The sequence below is a fragment of the Streptomyces sp. NPDC101227 genome (assembly GCF_044767545.1).
Taxonomy (GTDB): domain Bacteria; phylum Actinomycetota; class Actinomycetes; order Streptomycetales; family Streptomycetaceae; genus Streptomyces.
On record NZ_JBIWOD010000001.1, the window covers coordinates 328,346 to 348,291 of the forward strand.

The following is a 19,946-nucleotide window of genomic DNA, read 5'->3' on the forward strand; positions in this document are numbered from 1 at the left end:
GAATTGAACGCGTTCAAGAATGGCCCCCCGGCTCCGGACGAGGGCGCCGCCACAGGCCCAGGCGCCCCGCGCCGCACGGCCGTTCGCCCGCCCAGGAACCGGCCATGGACCCCCGGCCGTCTGAGACGTCATGCGCGTGACGATGATTCTTCCCGCCCTGACGGAAGCGACCAGCCCGCTGTTCCGGCCCGTCAAGTACTCGCTCTTCCCGCCGCTGGGCCTGGCGACCCTCGCCGGATACCTGGACCCGGACGACGAGGTGCGGCTGTACGACGAGCATGTGGAGCGGGTCGACATCGAGACGCTGGAGACGCCCGACCTGCTGGTGCTGCAGCCGTACATCACCTCCGCCCGGCGCAGCTACGAGATAGCCGACCACTTCCGGGCGCGGGGCGTGCACGTGGCCATGGGAGGTCTGCACGTGACCTCACTCCCGGAGGAAGCTGCGGCCCACGCCGACACGCTCTTCACCGGGCCCGGTGAGGACACCTGGCCGCTGTTCCTCAAGGACTTCCGGGACGGCGCGCCGGCCCGCCGCTACGACTCACAACAGCGGACCCTGGCCGGACTCCCGCCCGTACGCCGCGATCTGATCAAGCGTCAGCTCTATCTCGTCCCCAACTCGATCGTGGTGTCGCGCGGCTGCCCGCACCACTGCGACTTCTGCTACAAGGACGCCTTCTTCGAGGGCGGCAAGTCCTTCTACACGCAGGCCGTGGACGACGCCCTGGCCGAGATCGAGCGGCTGCCCGGCAGGCATCTGTACTTCCTCGATGACCACCTGCTGGGCAACCGGCGGTTCGCGGAGGCGCTGTTCGACGGGATGAGCGGGATGGGGCGGCTGTGGCAGGCGGCCGGCACGGTGAAGTCGGTGCTGGAGCCGGGGCTGCTGGAGCGGGCTGTGGAAGCGGGGCTGCGCAGTCTGTTCGTGGGCTTCGAGACCGTCAACGGGGCGAACCTCGCCGAGCGCCGCAAGGACCAGAACATCGGCCGGGACTACGCGGCCGTCGTGCGGCGCCTGCGCGACGCCGGCGTCATGGTGAACGCCAGCTTCGTCTTCGGGCTCGACCAGGACGGACCGGACGTCTTCGACCGCACGGTGGAGTGGGCCGTCGAGCAGGGCATCGAGACGGCGACCTTCCACATCATGACGCCGTACCCCTCGACCGGCCTGTGGAAGCAGCTGGCGGCCGAGGACCGGATCGTCCACCAGGACTGGGACCTCTACGACACCCGCCATGTCGTCTACCGGCCCAAGGGCATGACGCCCCGTCAGCTGGAAGACGGCTACTGGCGCGCCTACCGGGACTTCTACCGCTGGTCGAACATCTGGCGCGGCGCGGCCTCCCAGCCGGGCCCGCACGAACGGCTCCGGCACCTCGCCTACGCGGGCGGCTGGAAGAAATGCGAGCCCGCCTGGGACGCGCTGATCCGCTCCCGACGGGTGGTCCGCGCGCTGCCGATGCTCGAACGGACGCTGGCGGCCTTCGGAGGCCGGCGCCCGAGCTCCTGACCGGCGTTGCCGATACGCCTCAGGGCCCGGCCGTGATCCATCGGACAAAACCTAGGCCCGGTACGGCTCCCCATGCCGCCCCGCACCCGCCGCGAACCGGGCGGCTCCCGTCAGTCCCTCTGCCAACACCCCTTGCCCGTAACGGAGTTCGACGGCCATGGCCGACACCTCGTCCTTGCCTTCCTGCTCCAGCAGCGAGGCGCGATCGCTGCGCAGACAGGCCTGGGGGAGGGCGGCGATCTCGGCCGCCAGGCGCTCGGCCGCCGTCCGGGCGGTCCCGGTCGGTACGAGGCGGTTCGCCAGTCCGATGTCCAGTGCCTCCCGGGCCGGGACCGGACGGCCCGTCAGGACCAGGTCCATCGCCCGGCCCGCCCCGATCAGCCGGGGCAGCCGCACCGTACCGCCGTCGATCAGCGGCACACCCCAGCGCCGGCAGAACACCCCGAAGACCGCGTCCTCCTCCGCCACCCGCAGATCGCACCAGAGCGCCAGTTCCAGGCCGCCGGCCACCGCATGGCCGGCCACCGCCGCGATCACCGGCTTGCTCAGGCGCAGCCGGGTCGGGCCCATCGGGCCGTCACCGTCCGGGGCGACGCGGTTGCCGCGCTCGGTGCCGACCGCCTTGAGATCGGCGCCGGCGCAGAACGTTCCGCCCTCGCCCCACAGCACCGCCACGCGCGCCTCGTCGTCCGCCTCGAACTCCCGGAAGGCGTCGGCCAGTTGGCGTGCCGTCGCACCGTCCACGGCATTACGGGCGGCCGGCCGCGACAGCACCACCGTCGTCACCGGCCCCGCGCGCTCCACCCGTACGGACATCACGCTCCGTCCCGTGCCGCGGCCGGGTCCTTCAGCCGGGCGCGGTCGAGGATCGCGCCCAGGTCGACGCCCGTCGGCAGCGTGCCGAACGCATGGCCCCACTGTCCGCCCAGCCGCGAGGCGCAGAACGCATCGGCGACCGCAGGATGGCTGTACCGGACGAGCAGCGAACCCTGGAGCACCAGCGCCATCCGCTCCGCCAGCGACCGCGCCATCAGCTGCGCCCGCTCCGGAACGGCCAGCCCGCCGAGCATCTCGCGGACCCCGGCCACCGCCGCGTCCAGCCGCCGGTCGGCGCCCGCGGCGGCGTCCACCTCGGCGAAGAAGGCGTCCAGCGCGGCCGGTTCCTTGCCCAGTGCGCGCAGGACGTCCAGCGCGGCGACGTTTCCCGAGCCCTCCCAGATCGACAGCAGCGGCGCCTCCCGGTACAGCCGCGGCATGCCGGACTCCTCCACATAGCCGTTGCCGCCCAGGCACTCCAGCGCCTCCGCCGCATGGGTGCTGCCCCGCTTGCACACCCAGTACTTGCCCGCCGCCAGCGCCAGCCGCCGCAGCGCCGCCTCCCCGGCGTCCCCGGCCTGCGCCCGGTCCACCGCCGCCGCCAGCCGCATCGCCAGCAGCGTCGCCGCCTCCGACTCGATCGCGAGGTCGGCCAGCACCGCACGCATCAGCGGCTGCTGGTCCAGCTCCCGCCCGAACGCCCGCCGATGGGCGGTGTGATGCAGCGCCTGCCGCAGCCCCGCCCGCATCCCCGCCGCCGAGCCCAGCACACAGTCCAGCCGGGTCATGTTCACCATCTCGACGATGGTCCGCACCCCGCGGCCCGGCTCGCCGACCGGCCACGCCACCGCCTCGTCGTACTCGATCTCGGAGGAGGCGTTGGAGCGGTTGCCCAGCTTGTCCTTGAGCCGCATCAGCCGCATCCCGTTGAGCGTGCCGTCCGGCAGTACGCGCGGCACCAGGAAGCAGCTCAGCCCCTCCGCCGTCTGGGCCAGAGCCAGGAACACATCGCTCATCGGCGCCGAGGTGAACCACTTGTGGCCGGTGATCCGGTACGTACCGTCGCCGGCCGGCACCGCGCGCGTGGTGTTCGCCCGTACGTCGGAGCCGCCCTGCTTCTCCGTCATCGACATGCCCACGATCAGGCCCGCCTTGCCCAGCGGCGCCCGCAGCCCGAAGTCGTACGTGCGGGACGCGAGCAGCGGCTCGTACTGCGCGGCCAGGTCCGGGGCGGCGCGCAGCGCGGGCACGGCGGCGTAGGTCATCGAGATGGGGCAGCCGTGGCCCGGTTCGGCCTGCGACCAGACGTAGAACTTCGCGGCGCGCACCAGATGCGCGCCGGGGCGGTCGTCGGACCAGGGCGCGCCGTGCAGACCGTGCTCCACCGCGACGGTCATCAGCTGGTGCCAGGCGGGGTGGAACTCGACCTCGTCGACGCGATGCCCGAAGCGGTCGTGGGTGTGCAGGCGCGGCGGGTGCTCCTCCGCCCAGCGCGCCTGGTCCTGCACCGCCTGCGTACCGGCCAGCGCCCCCAGCGCGGACACCTCCGTCTCGCCCCACTCGGCACCCTCCCGGCGCAGTGCCTCCAGCAGGGCCGGCTCGTCCGCCGTACTGAACTCGGTCAGGGGCGGGGCCTGATTCAGGACTTCGTGAGTGACGGTCATACCCATGACGTTACAGATCTAGAACACTCGTGGGAAGAGTGTAAGACGGTCATGGCGGGGCGCGGGGAGCGGCTGGCTAGAATTTCGGGCACATATGAACGACGACTCCCTCGCGCTGCGGCCGCTCACCGCCCGCTCCATCGTGCTGAGCACCCTCCTCGGGCACCATCCGCCCCGGATGCCCGCGCGCGCCCTGGTGCGGGTCGGCGAACTCTTCGGCATTGCCGAGGGCACCGTCCGGGTCGCGCTCTCCCGGATGGTGGCCGCCGGCGACCTGCGGCAGCGCGACGGCGCCTACGAGCTCACCGACCGGCTGCTGGCGCGCCAGGCCCGGCAGGACGAGAGCCGGTCGCCCCGGACCCGCCCCTGGGACGGTGGCTGGGAGATCGCCGTGGTCACCGTCGAGCGCCGGCCGGCCGCCGAACGGACCGCGCTGCGGCAGGCGATGGCGGCCCTGCGGCTGGGGGAACTGCGCGAAGGCACCTGGCTGCGCCCCGGAAACCTCGAAAGGCCCCGCCCGGCCGTGGTCACCGAGCAGTGCACCCTGCTGACCGGAACCCCGGACGGCGACCCGGCGGCGCTGGCGCGCACGCTGTGGGATCTGTCCGGCTGGTCGGCGCGGGCGCGCGCCCTGCTGACCGCTCTTGACGGCGCGGCCACTCCCGCGCAACGCTTCACCATCTCGGCCGCTGTACTGCGCCATCTCCTCACCGATCCACTGCTCCCGGACCCCCTGCTGCCAGGTCACTGGCCGGGGGTCGAACTCCGTTGTCGCTACGACGAGTTCGAGGCCGAACTGCGCGAGCTGCTACGGCAGTACGTCACGCCCTCCCGCGCCGGCTGACCGTGGCACGGCCGAACGGGCCGTGCGCGGTGCGTGCGGACCTGCGCCGCGCGTGTGCACCGAGCCCCACGAGTGCGCCCGGCGGACACGGCCGATGTGAACGCATGGGCGATTCGCTCGGGTTTCACGTGCCTCTGGCATGAAGGGTGCGCCCCTACCCGTCCCACGGGTGCGCCATGCGGGGGTGCCTGTCCCCGATGTGGCGGCAAGGGGGCAAGCCGGTCGGCGAAGGCGCTACCGCGCGCTCTGTCGATGCGAACTCCGCGCATGGTTGTGTCTGACCCGTCGAATTCATGGCACCACACGGAATTCGCTGCGCATGGCAATGCACAGGGCACCACTCGAGGAAACGCGCAAGAGGCAATACGCACGAGGCAGTACGCAAGAGGCAATCCGCAAGGGGATACACGAGGTTCTGCACACGGAGATACGCAGGACATTGCGCAAGCGACGGATGTCAAGGTGCCAGGTTTCCTGAATGGCCGGCAGGTAACTGCGCGGCGAGCGACGGGAGCAAAAAATGGAATTTCCTCAGGTGAACGAGACCGGATCGGAATCTGTCGGCCGGAGTGAATTCCGGGGCCGGGGGGCCCGGGGTGTCGCGGCGGCCGCGGTCCTGCTGGCGGCCGGCGCGCTGAACGTGACGGCCGAGGGGTCGGCCGAAGCGGTCGGCAACGGGACGTGGGACCGCCTGGCCGGGTGCGAGAGCGGCGGGCACTGGCACGCCGACACGGGCAACGGGTTCTCCGGCGGGCTGCAGTTCGCGCACAGCACCTGGCACTCGTTCGGCGGCGGCAGCTACGCCGCGCGGGCGGCGCTGGCGAGCCGGCCGCAGCAAATCAACGTGGCGGAGCGCGTGTTGGCCCGCCAGGGGTGGGGCGCCTGGCCCGCCTGCTCGGCCTCGCTGGGCCTGCGGGGGGCGGCCACGCCGCGCACCACGGCACCGCGGGCCACGGCACCGAGGGCCACGACCCCGCGCACGACCACGCCGCGCACCGCGGCCCCGCACGCCGCGCCCTCTCCGGAGAAGCGGTGGAAAGCGGCACGCCACCGGAGTACCGGCGATTTCGTCGTCGTGAACCATGGGGACACGGTGAGCGGAATCGCCTCCGCGCACGGCTGGCGCTGGCAGGAATTCTACCGGCTGAACCGTCCGGTGATCGGTGCGGACCCGGATCTCATTTACCCGGGAATGCGCCTCGCCGTACGGCGCTCCGACGTCAGCTGACCATATCCGGTGACCGCATTCCTGTGACCGCATTCCGGTGACCGAATTCCGCATCCTCCGGAACGGCTCCGGGGAATGCGATCGAGGGTGCTGCGACCAAGGGAATTGCAGGCCGTCCGTGGCGCCGCGGACGGCCTGCCCGCATTTTTTGGCCCATCGACCCCGAATCCGCTTTCGCGCCGCCTTCACACTCGCGGTCAGCAGCGCCAATCACCATCGGGCTGACCGCCCGCAACGGGGCGCCGGGAAGCCGGTGTTGGATGATCCGGCCGCCGGCTACCGCGTCAACCGCGATCACGATGACGTCATGGAGGCCGACGCCAACCACGCGAACCCGTTGCCGCAGCGTTCCGGGTCAGACGGGCAGTACGCACACCGGCATCGGTGCGGCGAACGGCTCGCCCACTCTCGCCAGCGCCCCCGTCGCCGCGTCCACCGAGAACACCGTCACCGTCCCGGACTTCTGGTTCGCCGCGAACAGCAGCCGCTCGTCCGGCGAGAACGCGATCTGTCGCGGAAAGTCGCCGCCCACCGGCACCGTGTCCAGCAGCCGAAGCCGCGCCCCGCCCGCCTCCACGGCATAGCGGGTGAGGCTGTTGTGGCCCCGGTTGGCGAGATACGCGAAGCGGCCGTTCCGGGTGACCAGAATCTGCGCCGGGTAGTTGGTGCCCGCACCCGTCCCCGTGGACTGCGGCGCCCCGGGCGTCAGCCGCCCGCTCCTCCTCTCGTATCCACAGACCACGAGCGTGTTGTCGACCTCGTTCGCCAGATAGGCGAAGGCAGCGGAGGGATGGAACGTCAGATGCCGGGGCCCGGCGCCCGGCCGCAGCGACGCATACGACACCTGGGTCAGCCGGCCGGCGTTCTCGTCGAGCCGGTAGGTGTAGACGGTGTCGTTCCCGAGATCGACGGCGAGCACATGGCGGCCGTCCGGGCTGGTGATGATCTGGTGCGCATGCGGCCCGTCCTGGCCGGGACCGGGCGGCGGGCTCGCATGCGCGACCACGTCCGTGCGCTCCCCGAGAGCGCCGCTCTCCGGATCGATCGGATGCACCGCCACGCTGCCCGAGAGGTAGTTGGCGCTGAGCAGCCAGCGTCCGCGGGGGTGCACGGACAGATGGCAGGGCCCGGCGCCGCCGGTCGTTTGCGTACCCAGCACCTTGGGCGGCGCACCGCCGGGCGGCAGCGCGAGCGCCGTGACGCCGCCCTCCTCCCGCTCATCGACCGCGTAGAGGGTCCGCCCGGACGGCGCGAGCGCCAGATAGGAGGGGTCGGCGACGCCCGCCACGACGCCCGTTGCGGTGATGAGACCGCCGGCGGTGTCGTACGTCCCCAGTCCGACGCCGGTGCCGCCGCCCTCCTGCGAGGTGTAGGTCCCCAGGAAGAGCGGCCGCCGGGTGCTCGGACTACCGGTGCCGTCCGGCGCCACTTCACGGGGGGTACCGCGGAGCCGCCGGTCCTGCGCGGGGGCCCCGTCCCCGACCATCAGGCCCGCCACGCCGACCGCGGCGACCCCCATGAAGTGACGCCGGCCGAGGCCTGCCCCTGCCCCGGCCCCCATGCCTCGTCCTGCGCTCATGCCACACCTCGGCTTCGGTGATCACGGATGGCGGATCTGGCAGCCAGGGTGGCCGGTGCCGTACGCCAAGGCAAGCGCCGCAACTCTCATTGCATGGTGCGCAACGTGAAGGACGCGGTCCCGAAGGCCGGTCCCGAATGCCGATTCCGAGGGCCGGTTCCGACGCCGGACCCTGAGATTCCCCTACACCCAGATGATGACCCGCACCCCCTCAGTGGCACTCCAGACGGACGGTGAGAACCCATACGTGGATTGATTCGCGGCACCCCTCACCGCCCGTAGTTTCGTGATCAATGCACGGAGATGAGCGAGAGGCCATGAATATATGTACGGCAAGGCATTCGCCCCGGAATATCAGGGCGAACTGGGCTCGGCGCTGGGCGTGAACTCCTCGTACGAGGAGGTGCTGGCCACGGCGAGCCGCGCGCAGGCCGACGCGGTCACGGCGCTGGAGCGGTCGCGCGCGGCGCTGGCGGTCGCCGAGGCCAACCGGCGGCTGGGCCGGGTCGCGGACGCCGGCGCCGCCTGGCGGGACAGCTACCGCTGCGCACGCGATGCGGGCGACGCGGCCGCCATGTCGTGGGCCCTGTGGAGCGGCGGCACCCTGGCCCGCCAGTGCGGAACGCTGCCCCTCGCCCGCCGCCTGCTCGCGCACGCCGTGGAGCTGGCCGCCGGCAGCGGAGACCGTCTCGCGCACGGCTACTCCCTCGCCGGCCTCGCCGAAACCGGCCGTATCCAGGGTGATTACGCCGCGGTCGCCGAACTCCACGAGCGCCTCCTCGAAGAGGGCCGGGCGCACGGCGAGGCCCGCCACATGGTCTGGGCGATGTCCGGCATCGCCCAGATGCACCGCAACACCGGTGACTACGCCAAGGCGCTGGAGCTGTTCGAGGAATCCACCCGGATAGCCACCGAGGCCGATGACGCCCGGGGCCGCGCGTGGTCGCTCCGCGGCGTGGCCGACGTCCTCTCGGTGCAGGGCGAGCCCGACCGCGCGCTGGCCCTGCTCTCCGAGGCGGAGACCATCTGCCGCTCCATGGACCTGGCGAGCGCCCTCGCCTACAACCACAAGATGCGCGCCAACGTCCACTACCGCGCCGGATGGTACGAGGCGGCGCGCGACACCTACGCCCTCGCACTGGCCGAATTCAGCGATATGAACGAACCGCGCGGCGTCGCCCTCTCCCGCCTCGGCCTGACCAAGTCCCGTGCCCGACTGGGCCGCGACCTGGACGGGACACTCGCCGAACTCGCCGTACTGGAGCGGGATTTCGTACGGATCGGGCTGCGTCATGCCCGGGACATGGTCATCGCCTTTCGCACCGAGGTGACGGAGCGGAGCGGGGAGGGCGGGGTGGCCGAGGCGGTCGAGATGGCCGGTACGGCCGAGACGACCGGTACGGCTGACGCAGTCGGTACGGTCGAGACGGCCGCGACGGCCGAAGGCAAGAAGGCGGCCTGATCAGCGAGACGGCCGGAACCGGCGGGACGGGCCGGACGGCCGGGACGCTGACGGCGGCAGGGGTGACAGCGCCATGGGGGGCAGAAAGTCCCGTTCCTGGGTCCGGTGCCACCATGCCCCGGTCTCCCGCAGCTCCCGCCACGTCGTGAAGCGGTACCGGAAGACCCGGGCCCGGACCCGCGCCGGCGGGGCGTCGGGGAACGGATTGGTGCGCAGCAGCCGCAGCGTGTCCCGGTCGTTCTCCAGCAGGCGCTCCACGAACGTCACGAACCATGCCCTCGCGTACGCCGGCGAGAGAGCGGCGAACCACATCAGCCAGTCCAGCCGCAGGTGATACGGCGCGAACTGGCGCGGCAGCCGCCGGACATCGCCCGGCTTGCCGTGGAACTCGTACGCGAGCCAGGTCGTGCCGGGGCCGGTCACCGCATCCGCCGTCCCCTCCACCACGATCTCCCGGCGCACCCGCGTGATACTGCCGAACGCGCCGTAGGAATTGACCAGGTGCAGCGATTCGTAGGAGGTGTTCATGCGCTGCTGCCGGCTCAGCAGATTGCGGGCCGGGCGGTAGCTGAGGAGCACGACGCATGCCGTGGCCGCGAGGACGAGGACCTCGAACCACAGCGGGGGCGCGGCCGGTGTCGAGGACGCGTGCCACCACGACGGCGCGAGGGCCGACAGGGCCAGCGTGATGGTGAGCCAGTTCAGCCAGGCGAAGTTGCCGGACAGCACCAGCCACAACTGGGTGACGGCCATCGCCACCGCGGCCCATCCGGCCACCGGCTGAGGGGCGAACAGCAGTACCGGCAGGCCGAGTTGGGCCATATGGTTCGCGGCGACCTCGACGCGGTGCAGGGGCTTGGGCAGATGGTGGAAGAACCAGCTGAGCGGGCCCGGCATCGGCTGGGTCTCGTGGTGGTAATACAGACAGGTCAGATCGCGCCAGCAACGGTCACCGCGCATCTTGATCAGCCCGGCCCCGAACTCCACCCGGAAGAGCACCCAGCGCAGCAGATACAGGACCAGGGCCGGGGGAGCGGTATCGGCGTTGCCGAGGAAGACGGCGAGCATGCCCGTCTCCAGCAACAGCGATTCCCAGCCGAAGCTGTACCAGGTCTGCCCCACATTGACGATGGACAGATACATCGCCCACAGCACCAGCCACATGAGCATCGACACCCACAGCGGCACGGCGTCCGCCGCCCCCGCCGCGACCGCCGCCGCCAGCAGCGCCCCGCTCCACGCCCACAGCGCGAAGAACCGGTCCGAGTAGTGCAGCTGGAAGACCGACGGCGACGCCCGGAACGGCACCCGCGCCACGAACTCGGGCACCGGCAGCATCCCCCGGACCCCGATCAACGCCCGGAACTGCCGGGCCGCCGCAACGAACGCGACGGCATAGGTCACCGCCAGCATCCGCTGGAAAACAAGCCGCCCCAGCCAGTAGCCGGGATCCGAGAACCATTCCACCCGCCCATGGGTAGCACTGCGGCCGCACACCTGAGGGACAGGCGCGCGGCCGCGGAAGCGATCCCTCGCGATCCCCCGCGATCCCTCCCGCTCCCTTGCGCCCGGTCGTCATCGGGCGGGTGCGAAGATCAACGGCGCCCTCTCGCGGGCCGTCGAATCCCCTGGCTCGTGTTTATCCAAGGGCCTCGCAATACGAAATTCGTTCGAATTGATTGAGGGTCCTCGTAGCGCCGTGTGTGCAGGAGGGTGCGGGTTCTCATGATCCGTCGGGGCCATTGCCGACCGGGGTGTGATTTCCGCCTCCCGACGCGATGTCGATTTCGCCGGAAAATGTCGAGCACGTCGTGCGGGACGTCGATACTCTGGTGGTCGACGGACGACCCTTCTGGGAGAAGCCAACACCATTGGCCCGTCGCGGGACCGCCACAAACCCTGGCTGACCTCCCGGTTTGTGAATGAGGCGCCACCGCGTCGGACCGTTACCTCAATGAAGGAGTGCGTGGTGGCATTGCACAAGGCTCAGTACAAGCAGCCCCGGTTGAAGCAAGATGACCGGCCCGGTCGTATCAAGGAACTCCGCAACCTCGAGGTCTGGGGCCGATGCGTCCCCGTGCGCCTCGCCGGTTGCGACGACGACCCCGCCGAGCCGCACATCTTCCGCGGAATCGACTGAGACCGACCGCGACGCCGGAGCTTGATCGCGACGGCGGAGATCGAATTCGCTGTCGGTCTTATTGCGCGCGATCGGCCGGCCGAGGCACAGCGGCCGGGGCAGCGAAGTGACGGGAGCGGCGCCATGGGCGCCGCTCCCCGTCGTATGCGAGGTCAGGGCCGGCGGCCCAGCAGGCACAGCAGCCGGGTGAGATCGTCGGCGTCCGCCGGGGGCTCGATGGCGGGGGCGAAGAGTCCGGAGGCGACGAGACCCGGGGCGTACGGCTCGACCTCGCGCAGCGCCGCCGTCGCCAAGCCGTCGGGGAGATGCTCATCCGCGCCGATCGCGCGGGACAGGTCCCAGGAATGGACCACGGCGTCGGCCATCATCTGGACGCAGTACGCGTCGGCCGGGCTGGAGCCGTAGGAGAGATGGACGGTGCGGTTGAGCGCGCCCGGTTCGCTGAACGCCGCCACGGCGGCCACCGCCGCACGGTCCCAGACCGAGGCCGGGTCGACGCCCAGCCGGTCGCCGTCGAAATCCGTGCCCACCTCCCCGATCGTGGCGCCGTCACGCACCAGGCGGGGCACCCACAGCTGCTCGGCGGTGAGGTGGTTCACCAGATCGCGCACCGACCATTCCGTACACGGCGTGGGGGCCTCCCACTGATCGTCACGCACGGCATGGACCCGGGTCCCGAAGAGCTCAAGGGCCTCGCCGTGGATGCGCAGGATCTCGTCATGGTTCATGCTCCCCGAGGATAGGAGCGGGCACTGACAGTGCCCGTGACGGCGCACGGCGAGCGGGCGGAGTCGCGGTCCGCCGGGCTCCGATGACTCGATCGGGCCAACGGGCGAGAATTTTTTCCGGTGGTGCGTCGGGGCGCCCGCCCTACCGTGCCCGCGCCGGTCAGCCGGCGTACAGCTGACGTTGCGGCACTATCTGCTGCGGCCGGCTGGGGCTGGACCACAGCAGTTTCAGATGGGCCTCGCCGGTGCGCTCCGTGTAGTCGATGCGGATGCTGTGGCGGTGGCCGGCCTTGAGGGTGACGGTGCCCTTGTCGACCTTGGGGCCGTGCGGGATGGCGCTGTCGATCACCGGCCTGCCGTCGATCCACAGTCGCACGGTGTCGTCGGAGACGGTGGTGAGCGTGTACGTCTCGTCGAAGCGCGGCTGGATGCTGCCGGTCCAGCGGGTGGCGAAGTGGTCGGCGGGGATCTGGGGGTCCGGGGAGCCGTCGAAGCGGTAGGACTTGTTCACGGTCGGGTCGGTGGTGGTCACCGCGGGCGGCCCGGTGAAGGAGTCGTTGGGCCATGTCTGCGCCGTCAGACCGGTGCCGGTGCCGGCGGGCGCTGCGGTCGGCGGCTCGATGGTGAGCCGGATGACGCTCGCGGCCGGGTCGACGGCCGGGCCGGACGGGGTGAGGTCGTAGCCGTCGCCCGCCGGGGTGACCTCGACGCGTTGCCGCGGGCTGCCCAGCACCTCCGCCGACGTCACCCGGAAGGGGGCCTTGGTGGTGAGGTGCAGGGGCCGGCCGGGCGCGGGCCAGGCGGTGACGGATGCGTAGAGGTCGTTGCCCCGGCGGGAGACCGCGCCCCAGGACGGGTCCGCGACCAGGCCGGTGTGCCCCGCTCCGTAGACGGCGCCGCCCTGGCCGTGCGTGCCCAGCCACCGGCCGGCCTCGCGCAGCCGGTCCACGGACGGCTGCGGAATGCGGCCGTGCCGGTCCGGCCCGACGTTGAGGAGGTAGTTGCCGCCGCGGCCGGCCACGTCGAGGAGATTGCGGATGACCGTGGCCGAGGACTTCCAGTGGGTGTCGTACCTGGCGAAGCCCCAGTGGTCGTTGAGCGTCATACAGCTCTCCCAGAGCTGCCCGTCGACCGGTTCGGCGGGGATCTCCTGTTCCGGTGTGCCGAAGTCGCCGTCCACCACCTCGCGTTTGCCCACACGGTTGTTGACGATGAGGCGGGGGTTGAGACCGTGCAGATAGGCCTGGAGGTCGGCGCCGTCCTGGCGGGACCACTTGTTGGTGGGGTGGTCGGCGTCCCATTCGCCGTCGAACCACAGCAGCGCCGGGTCATAGCCGTCGATCAGCTCCTTGAGCTGGCCGTACATCCGCTTCTCGTAGCGCGGGAAGGTCGCGGGGTCCCCGAAGTCGGGGTCGTGCCAGTCCCAGATCGAGTAGTAGAAGCCGAGCTTGATGCCGGCGGCGTCGGCGGCCTTCTTCAGCTCGGCGAGGATGTCGCGGTGGGGGTCGAAGGCGGAGTGGTCGCGCAGATTCCACTTGTTCTGCCGGGTGGGCCACATCGCATAGCCGTCGTGGTGCTTGGCGGTGATGACGATATAGCGCTGTCCGGCGTCCTTGGCGGCCTTGACGACCGCCGTGGCGTCGAAGCCGGCCGGATTGAAGGTGGCGGCCTGCCGCTCGTACACCTCGTCCGGGATCTTGCACTCGCGCTTGATCCACTCGGCGTTGCGGCAGACCGTGCCGTCGGGCCGGGTGTACTCGCCCTCGAGGTTGGAGTACGCGCCGAAGTGGATGAACATCCCGAAGCGGTCCTGGCGCCACCAGGCGGTGCGCGCGGAGGTGAAGGGATCGTCGGTCGCGTGGTTGGTGCCGGGGCCGGACGTCATGGGCCGGGGCGCGGGGGCGGGCGTGGGCCGTGCGGTGGCGGTCACGGGATTGCCGACGGTGAGGAGCAAGGCGCTCAGTGCTCCCACAACGCCCGTTAACCGGTGGCGTCTTGTGCGGCTGTGCATAGCTCGCTCCTTCGGTCAGGGTGCGTGCGTGCCTTCGGTGCCTCCCGCATGGTGCCGCCCCGTAGGCGGGGATCGGAAGACCTCGGATGCGACAAACATCGGAGGACAGGAGAGGGAGGGTGCGGGCGAGCGGGGGTGACTGAGGGGTGAGCAGCGAGATGGGAGGGTGAGACCTCGGATGTAAGGGGGGTGCGCGGGGGAGGTTGTGTGTACTGACATCGCGTCAGGCGCTCTGGAATCCCGCCCCGGCTGCCTGTTCAATGGGCGCGGCCGACACGCATTGGAGGCACCATGGATGACGCCCTCGCACCATCCGCCACCGCGCCCGCCATCCGCTCGGCCGGTCATGAGCGGGGCTATCCCGAGTTCCTCGAGCGGGCCGGGCGTATCGCAACGGGCCTGCGGAACATGGGAGTTGAGCCGGGCGACCGGATCACCATCGTCATGCGCAACGAGCCCGCGTATCTCGAAATCACCGCCGCCGCTGCCCAGCTGGGCGCCTCGGCCGTGCCCGTCAACTGGCACTTCAAGCACGACGATCTACGGCATGTGCTCACCGACAGCGGCAGCAAGGTCGTCTTCGTGCACACGGACATGGTGGACGCGGTGACCGCGGTGCTCCCCGAGGGGGCGCGGATCGTCGAGGCCCCGGTCCCCTCCGGCGTCGCGGCCGCCTGCGGCCTCAGCGCGCCGGCCGCCACCGGCCGCCACCCTCTCCTGGACGCCTGGCTGGCGGGCCACGAGCCGCTGGCGGAGGCCGCCGCGGAGCGCCCGCCCACCGTCATCTACAGCTCCGGAACCACCGGCCGCCCCAAGGGAGTACTGCGCGAACCCGTCCCCCAGGAACAGATCGCGGAGGCGGTGCAGTCCTTCCTGGAGTACTTCGCCGTCGCCCCCGGTGGCCGTACGCTCATCCCCGCGCCGCTCTACCACGCCTCGCCCAGCCAGCACGCGGTGCTCGCCCTCGCCGCGGGTCTGGACATCACCCTGATGCCGCGCTTCGACGCCGAGGAGTTCCTGCGGCTGGTCGAACGGCACCGGATCGAGCAGGTACAGGTCGTGCCCACGATGTTCGTACGGCTGCTGCGGCTGCCCAAGGACGTGCGCGAGCGCTACGACCTGAGCTCGCTCACCTCGGTGGTGCATGCCGCGGCGCCCTGCCCGCCGCATATCAAACACGCCATGATCGACTGGCTGGGTCCGGTGCTGCGGGAGTACTACGGCGGCAGCGAGACCGGCGCCGTCACCTGGTGCGACAGCGCGGAGTGGCTGGCCCACCCCGGTACGGTCGGCCGGGCCGAGGGGACCTGCGGGGTGGCGGTCCTCGGGCCGGACGGCGAGCCGGTGCCCACCGGCGCCACCGGTGAGATCTACCTCAAACCCAGCGACAGCTGGCCGCGGTTCACCTACCTCGGCGACCCCGCCAAGCGCGCCGCGATGGAGGCCCCCGGCCTCCCCGGATACGTCACCATCGGCGACATCGGCCACCTCGACGCGGACGGCTGCCTCTACCTCAGCGACCGCCGCAACGACATGGTCATCTCCGGCGGCGTCAACATCTACCCGGCGGAGATCGAAGGCTGTCTGCTCGCCCTCGACGGGGTGCGGGACGCGGCGGTCTTCGGCATCCCGGACGAGGAGTTCGGGGAGGTGCTCGCCGCCCATCTGGAGACCGAACCGGGCGTGGTGCTCAGCGCCGAGGCGGTACGCGGCCATGTCGGTGAGCGGCTGGCCGGGTACAAGGTGCCCAGGGCCGTGGTGTTCGAGGAGCGGCTGCCCCGCGACGAGTCGGGAAAGCTCTTCAAACGGCGGCTGCGGGAGCCGTATTGGGAGGGGCGGGACGGCGTCATCTGAGCGCCGACGATGACCTCGTAGGTAATCGACCCGTACGGCGGCGAATGGAAACGTGGTCGTCAGCGGCCCACCCGGCCGCACACCATGAGAGAGGCAGTCCCATGACCGCATTCGCCATCGCCCACCTCCGCCCGGCCGCACCGCACCCCGACATCGCCCGCTACATCGAAGGGATCCAGGTGACCATGGATCCCTTCGGCGGCCGGTTCCGGGTCCACAACGCCCAGGTCGAGGTCAGGGAGGGGGAGTGGCCGGGATTCGTCGTGGTCATCGAGTTCCCGGACATCGAGGCGGCGCGTGCCTGGTACGACTCGCCCGCGTATCAGGAACTCCTGCCGCTGCGTACCCGGCATATCGCGGGGGACTTGGTGCTGGTGCCGGGTGTCGCGGACGGCTACGTCGCGTCGGACACGACCTAGGGTCTGCCGCGTGCGCCCTCATCGCGGACACCAGGTGTCCTAGTGGGTTCATAGCGTCGGTGGAGCCGGCCGCGAGTGGCGTGGCCGGGACCTTGGACGAGGAGTGGCGCGATGAGCGGCGTACAGAGCACGGGCGAGGGCGTGGCGCGGCTGCGCGGGGCGGGATTCGGCGGGCACGACGGCAAGGTGCTGGCCGAGTTCTATGCCGCCGCCCTGGGCTGGCAGGTCGCCCAGACGTTCGGCGATTCGGCGGTGATGATCAGCGACGGCACGACCGGCTACGTCTTCTACACGGCACGCGACTACCAGGCCCCCAACTGGCCGGAGGACGAGCTCGCCTTCCATCTCGAGCTGTCCGTCGACGGCGTCGCCGTCGCCGAGGAGCGGCTGCTGTCCCTGGGCGCCACGAAACCCGCGCACCAGCCCGGCGGAGAGCGCTGGACGGTACTCCTGGACCCGTCCGGGCAGCCGTTCTGCATCAGCGCCTCGTAGCCTTCGCCCCGCCGGCTAGGCCCCGGGCCGAGGGCGTCCTCACTCGGCGATGCCCCGGGTGAGGACCACGACGGTGACGAACCTGCGGTAGAGCCGGACCGGGTCCTCGTCGCTCAGCCGCACGGTCACGGCGTCGACGCGTACGACCTCGGTGACCCAGGCGGCCATCTCGGCGAGGTCCGGATTGCGGAACCGTACGGTCAGCGTGGCGGGCAACGCGATGCGCGGCGGGGCGGCCCGCGGCAGGGCCCGTACGGCCTCGCGCGCCGCCTCATGGATCACCTCCCGAGCATCGAGCGGATGCAGACTGTCCGCGGCGAATCTGGACACCGAGGACTTGACCACGGCGCCGCGGATGCCGGGGCAGAAGGGTTCGATCTCGGCGGCCGTGGTGTCATCACCGGTGATCAGCACCACGGGCACGTCATGGCCCAGCGCCACCAGGGCGTTGATGCCGCTCTCCCCGGTGATCACACCGTTCAGCCGCACCTCGCTGATGGCCCGTGGGTTGTAGGTGTGCGACAGCGTGGCCGGGGTGCCCGACATCGAGCCGTGGTAGGAGACGAAGAAGACGGCGTCGAACGAGGCGTCCAGGCCCTGCATCATGTAGCGGCTTATGGCGCCCGGACACATAGCGGCTGCGGCCCGCGAGGGCGTCCGGTCGCAGGTTGGTCATCGCCGAATGTGCGTCATTGACCAGGAACTCGGTCGCGCCGCCGGCCCGCGCCCCCTCGATCGCGGCGTTGACCTCCTCCTGCAACAGGCCCCGGTAGTAGTCGTATTCGGGCTCCGCGGGCCGGCACTGCGACCAGTCCACGACGCCCGCGGTGCCCTCCATGTCGGAGGAGACGAAGATCTTCACGGCATACGCTCCCTGGATGCGATGGGCGCCGCCCGGAGCTCGTCGCGTTCCGGGCCGGCCTGCCGACCAGTTATGCGGGAGCCCGCCGGAGCGCGGCCAGAGCGCCTTTTCGGCCGCCCGGCCCGCCGGCGTCGCCACGGGTGACCGTCCAGGCGGCTCCCCGGTGTCTGAGCCCGCGTCAACTCCGCCGCCCTGCTGCCGCCCTGCCGCCGGGGCAGCTCGGCGGGTGCCGCCCGGGTGCAGCGTCCGCCGCGGAGGGGGAGCGGCGGAGGGCCGTACGGGGGAGAGCGCCGGACGCCGCGGCGGTACGCCAGAAATGCGCCAGAAAGTGGTGATATGTGTTTCGGGCATGAGCGCGTATACACGGTATGCGGCCCTCGCCCTGGTCGCCGCCCTGGCCGTGGGCTGCGCCGGCCCGCCCCGCACCCCGCACCCCGACCCGCACGTCGCCCGCCCGCCGCTCGCCAAGGCCCAGCCGCGCGGCCATGCCGGCGCCCCCATGACGCACGGCGCCCGCCCCTTCACCCTGGTCGCCTCCGGCGACATCCTCCCGTCCTCCCCGGACGTTCTCGGCACGGCGCGGGAGGACGCGGCGGACGCAGGGTACGACTACCGGCCGATGCTCGCGGATGTGAAGCCGGTCATCTCCGGCGCCGATCTGGCGCTGTGTCATCTGGGGGCGCCGCTCGGCCCGCTGTCCGGCCCCTTCACCGGGTACCCCCGCTACCAGGCGCCGCCGCAGCTCGCCACCGCCCTGAAAGACACCGGCTACGACTCTTGCTCCACGGCCTCCAACCACGTCCTCGACCGGGGCGTACCGGGGGTGGGCCACACCCTGGAGGCCCTGGACACGGTCGGGCTGCGGCACGCCGGATCCGGGCGCAACATCGCCGAGGGAGGGCGTCCGGCGCTGCTGCGGGCCGACGGCGGGGCGCGGGTGGCCCAGCTCGCGTACACCTACGGCACCGACCAGAAGCGCCGCCCCGCGTCGGCGCCCTGGACGGTGAACCTGATCAACGCGCAGCGGATCATCGCGGATGCCCGGGCCGCCCGCCGGGCCGGCGCCGATGTCGTGGTCGTCAGCCCGCACTGGGGCAGGGAGTACCGGACCGCCCCCACCGAGGCGCAGCTGAAGCTCGCCCGCGCGCTCACCGCCTCGGTGACCAACGGCCGCCCCGACATCGACCTCATCATCGGCACCCATGCCCACACCCCCCAGCCGTACGAGAAGGTCAACGGCACCTGGGTCGCCTATGGCCTCGGCGACCAGCTCGCCGGAGCCATGAAGCAACCGGAGGGCAACTGGGGCACCCTCGCCCGCTTCCGGTTCGCCCCGCCCGACCGGCCCGGCGGGCGCTGGGAGGTCACCAAGGCCGAATACATTCCGCAGCTCTCCGTGCTGGGACCGCCGCTGCGGGTGCGCAACCTTGCCAGGACCACCGGGTATACGGACGTCCGTCAGGCGATCCGCGAGGCGGTGCTCAGCCGGGGCGCCCGCGCGCAGGGGCTGCGCATGGGCAGGTGACGGGGCGCCGCAGCGCGCTCCGGTGCGGCCTGCGCCCGCGGTGTGAAACCCTGGTCACCTGCCGGATCGCGCGGGATCGCGACCCGCTGTGACATCCGCGAGGCCAGGGAAGGACCGGAGGGCAGTGAGCGAGAGTGCGGCCGCCCGGCCCCGTAACCCGCGTGGCCAGGGCGAGCGGCTGCGGGAAGAACTCCTGCGGGCCACCGAACGCCTCCTGGAAGAGGTCGGCAGCGAGGACGCGCTGTCGCTGCGCGCGGTGGCCCGCGAGGCGGGCGTCGCCGCGCCGAGCATCTACCGCCACTTCGCCGACAAGACCGAGCTGGTCTGGGCGACCATGGAGGTCAGCTACGAGCGGCTCGGCCAGGCGATGGCCGAGGCCGCCGCGAAAGCGGACGACGATCCCGTCGCACGGCTGCGCGCCCAGCTGCGCGCCTACTGCCGCTACGCCATCGGGCACCCCGCCACCTACCGCCTGCTCTACGAGACCCGGCAGACCCCGGTGGGCCCCGAGCGGCTGGCCGGGCACCCCGCCGCGCCGCTGGTGCGCGGCTTCCACGACGCGCTGACCGCCTGCGAGGAGGCCGGCTGGCAGGTGCGCGGCTCGCGCTCCGAGGCGCCGTACGTGCTGTGGTCGTCGGTGCACGGCCGGGTCATGCTCTGGCAGGTCATGCCGAGCCGCAAGGACGCCAGCCGGCTGGACCGGTTCGTGGACGAGATCCTGCGACTGCTGCTGGAGCGCTGAGCCGGCCGCCCCACGGGCCGTCGGCATCCCCCCTCGGGACCTCACCCGCCACACATTTACCTGTGCA

16 protein-coding genes and 1 pseudogene are annotated in these 19,946 nt (G+C 71.5%); 10 read left to right on the plus strand and 7 right to left on the minus strand.

The features are described 5' to 3' along the window. The first annotated feature begins 142 nt into the window (after positions 1-142). A complete protein-coding gene (locus ACIRPT_RS01455; RefSeq protein ID WP_403821749.1) occupies positions 143-1,513 on the plus strand; it encodes a B12-binding domain-containing radical SAM protein in 1,371 nt (456 codons plus the stop codon). Between the two features lie 51 nt (positions 1,514-1,564). Here ACIRPT_RS01455 and ACIRPT_RS01460 read toward each other — a convergent pair whose 3' ends face one another. Together ACIRPT_RS01460 and ACIRPT_RS01465 are read right to left on the minus strand one after the other, a co-directional pair. Continuing rightward, a complete protein-coding gene (locus ACIRPT_RS01460) occupies positions 1,565-2,329 on the minus strand; it encodes a crotonase/enoyl-CoA hydratase family protein (protein WP_403820485.1) in 765 nt (254 codons plus the stop codon). After that, positions 2,329-3,993, minus strand: coding sequence for an acyl-CoA dehydrogenase family protein (locus ACIRPT_RS01465; RefSeq protein ID WP_403820488.1), 1,665 nt, complete (start codon positions 3,991-3,993; stop codon positions 2,329-2,331). The genes ACIRPT_RS01460 and ACIRPT_RS01465 overlap by 1 nt, the downstream gene beginning before the upstream one ends. Before the next feature lie 94 nt (positions 3,994-4,087). Between ACIRPT_RS01465 and ACIRPT_RS01470 the strand changes: the two genes are divergently transcribed. Together ACIRPT_RS01470 and ACIRPT_RS01475 are read left to right on the plus strand one after the other, a co-directional pair. Continuing rightward, complete coding sequence (locus tag ACIRPT_RS01470; protein WP_403820491.1) at positions 4,088-4,837, plus strand: PaaX family transcriptional regulator C-terminal domain-containing protein; 750 nt, start codon at positions 4,088-4,090, stop codon at positions 4,835-4,837. 520 nt (positions 4,838-5,357) lie between these two features. Continuing rightward, positions 5,358-6,065: a transglycosylase family protein gene (locus tag ACIRPT_RS01475; protein WP_403820493.1), complete on the plus strand. Its 708-nt coding sequence runs from the start codon at positions 5,358-5,360 to the stop codon at positions 6,063-6,065. 355 nt (positions 6,066-6,420) lie between these two features. On the opposite strand, the gene ACIRPT_RS01480 is transcribed toward ACIRPT_RS01475, so the two are convergent. Further along, positions 6,421-7,644: a lactonase family protein gene (locus ACIRPT_RS01480; RefSeq protein WP_403820496.1), complete on the minus strand. Its 1,224-nt coding sequence runs from the start codon at positions 7,642-7,644 to the stop codon at positions 6,421-6,423. 325 nt (positions 7,645-7,969) lie between these two features. Between ACIRPT_RS01480 and ACIRPT_RS01485 the strand changes: the two genes are divergently transcribed. After that, positions 7,970-9,106, plus strand: coding sequence for a tetratricopeptide repeat protein (locus tag ACIRPT_RS01485; protein WP_403820498.1), 1,137 nt, complete (start codon positions 7,970-7,972; stop codon positions 9,104-9,106). Here the strand turns inward: ACIRPT_RS01485 and ACIRPT_RS01490 are convergent, their stop codons facing one another. Further along, positions 9,107-10,573, minus strand: a complete 1,467-nt coding sequence (locus tag ACIRPT_RS01490) for a lipase maturation factor family protein (RefSeq protein WP_403820501.1) — start codon at positions 10,571-10,573, stop codon at positions 9,107-9,109. 502 nt (positions 10,574-11,075) lie between these two features. On the opposite strand from ACIRPT_RS01490, the gene ACIRPT_RS01495 reads away from it, so the two are divergent. Continuing rightward, on the plus strand, positions 11,076-11,246 hold the full coding sequence (locus ACIRPT_RS01495; protein WP_403498018.1) for a hypothetical protein: 171 nt from the start codon (positions 11,076-11,078) through the stop codon (positions 11,244-11,246). Positions 11,247-11,398: 152 nt separating this feature from the next. On the opposite strand, the gene ACIRPT_RS01500 is transcribed toward ACIRPT_RS01495, so the two are convergent. Both ACIRPT_RS01500 and ACIRPT_RS01505 read right to left on the minus strand, forming a co-directional pair. Further along, entirely contained in the window at positions 11,399-11,974 is a 576-nt protein-coding gene (locus ACIRPT_RS01500; protein WP_403820505.1) for a TIGR03086 family metal-binding protein, read from the minus strand. 160 nt (positions 11,975-12,134) lie between these two features. Continuing rightward, on the minus strand, positions 12,135-13,985 hold the full coding sequence (locus tag ACIRPT_RS01505) for an alpha-L-fucosidase (protein WP_403820508.1): 1,851 nt from the start codon (positions 13,983-13,985) through the stop codon (positions 12,135-12,137). Between the two features lie 291 nt (positions 13,986-14,276). On the opposite strand from ACIRPT_RS01505, the gene ACIRPT_RS01510 reads away from it, so the two are divergent. The 3 genes from ACIRPT_RS01510 (at position 14,277) to ACIRPT_RS01520 (ending at position 16,750) form a co-directional block, all read left to right on the plus strand. Then, the gene (locus ACIRPT_RS01510; RefSeq protein ID WP_403820511.1) at positions 14,277-15,839 is read left to right on the plus strand and encodes an AMP-binding protein; all 1,563 of its coding nucleotides are present in this window, start codon (positions 14,277-14,279) and stop codon (positions 15,837-15,839) included. Between the two features lie 101 nt (positions 15,840-15,940). After that, positions 15,941-16,258: a DUF1330 domain-containing protein gene (locus ACIRPT_RS01515; RefSeq protein WP_403820514.1), complete on the plus strand. Its 318-nt coding sequence runs from the start codon at positions 15,941-15,943 to the stop codon at positions 16,256-16,258. A gap of 111 nt (positions 16,259-16,369) precedes the next feature. Beyond that, on the plus strand, positions 16,370-16,750 hold the full coding sequence (locus ACIRPT_RS01520; RefSeq protein ID WP_403820517.1) for a VOC family protein: 381 nt from the start codon (positions 16,370-16,372) through the stop codon (positions 16,748-16,750). Positions 16,751-16,789: 39 nt separating this feature from the next. Here the strand turns inward: ACIRPT_RS01520 and ACIRPT_RS01525 are convergent. Continuing rightward, positions 16,790-17,963, minus strand: a pseudogene (locus ACIRPT_RS01525) (M55 family metallopeptidase). Between ACIRPT_RS01525 and ACIRPT_RS01530 the strand changes: the two are divergent. Next, on the plus strand, positions 17,962-19,137 hold the full coding sequence (locus tag ACIRPT_RS01530) for a CapA family protein (protein ID WP_403820520.1): 1,176 nt from the start codon (positions 17,962-17,964) through the stop codon (positions 19,135-19,137). The pseudogene ACIRPT_RS01525 and the gene ACIRPT_RS01530 overlap by 2 nt on opposite strands. Before the next feature lie 124 nt (positions 19,138-19,261). Then, complete coding sequence (locus ACIRPT_RS01535; protein WP_403820523.1) at positions 19,262-19,879, plus strand: TetR/AcrR family transcriptional regulator; 618 nt, start codon at positions 19,262-19,264, stop codon at positions 19,877-19,879. The last annotated feature ends 67 nt before the right edge of the window (positions 19,880-19,946 follow it).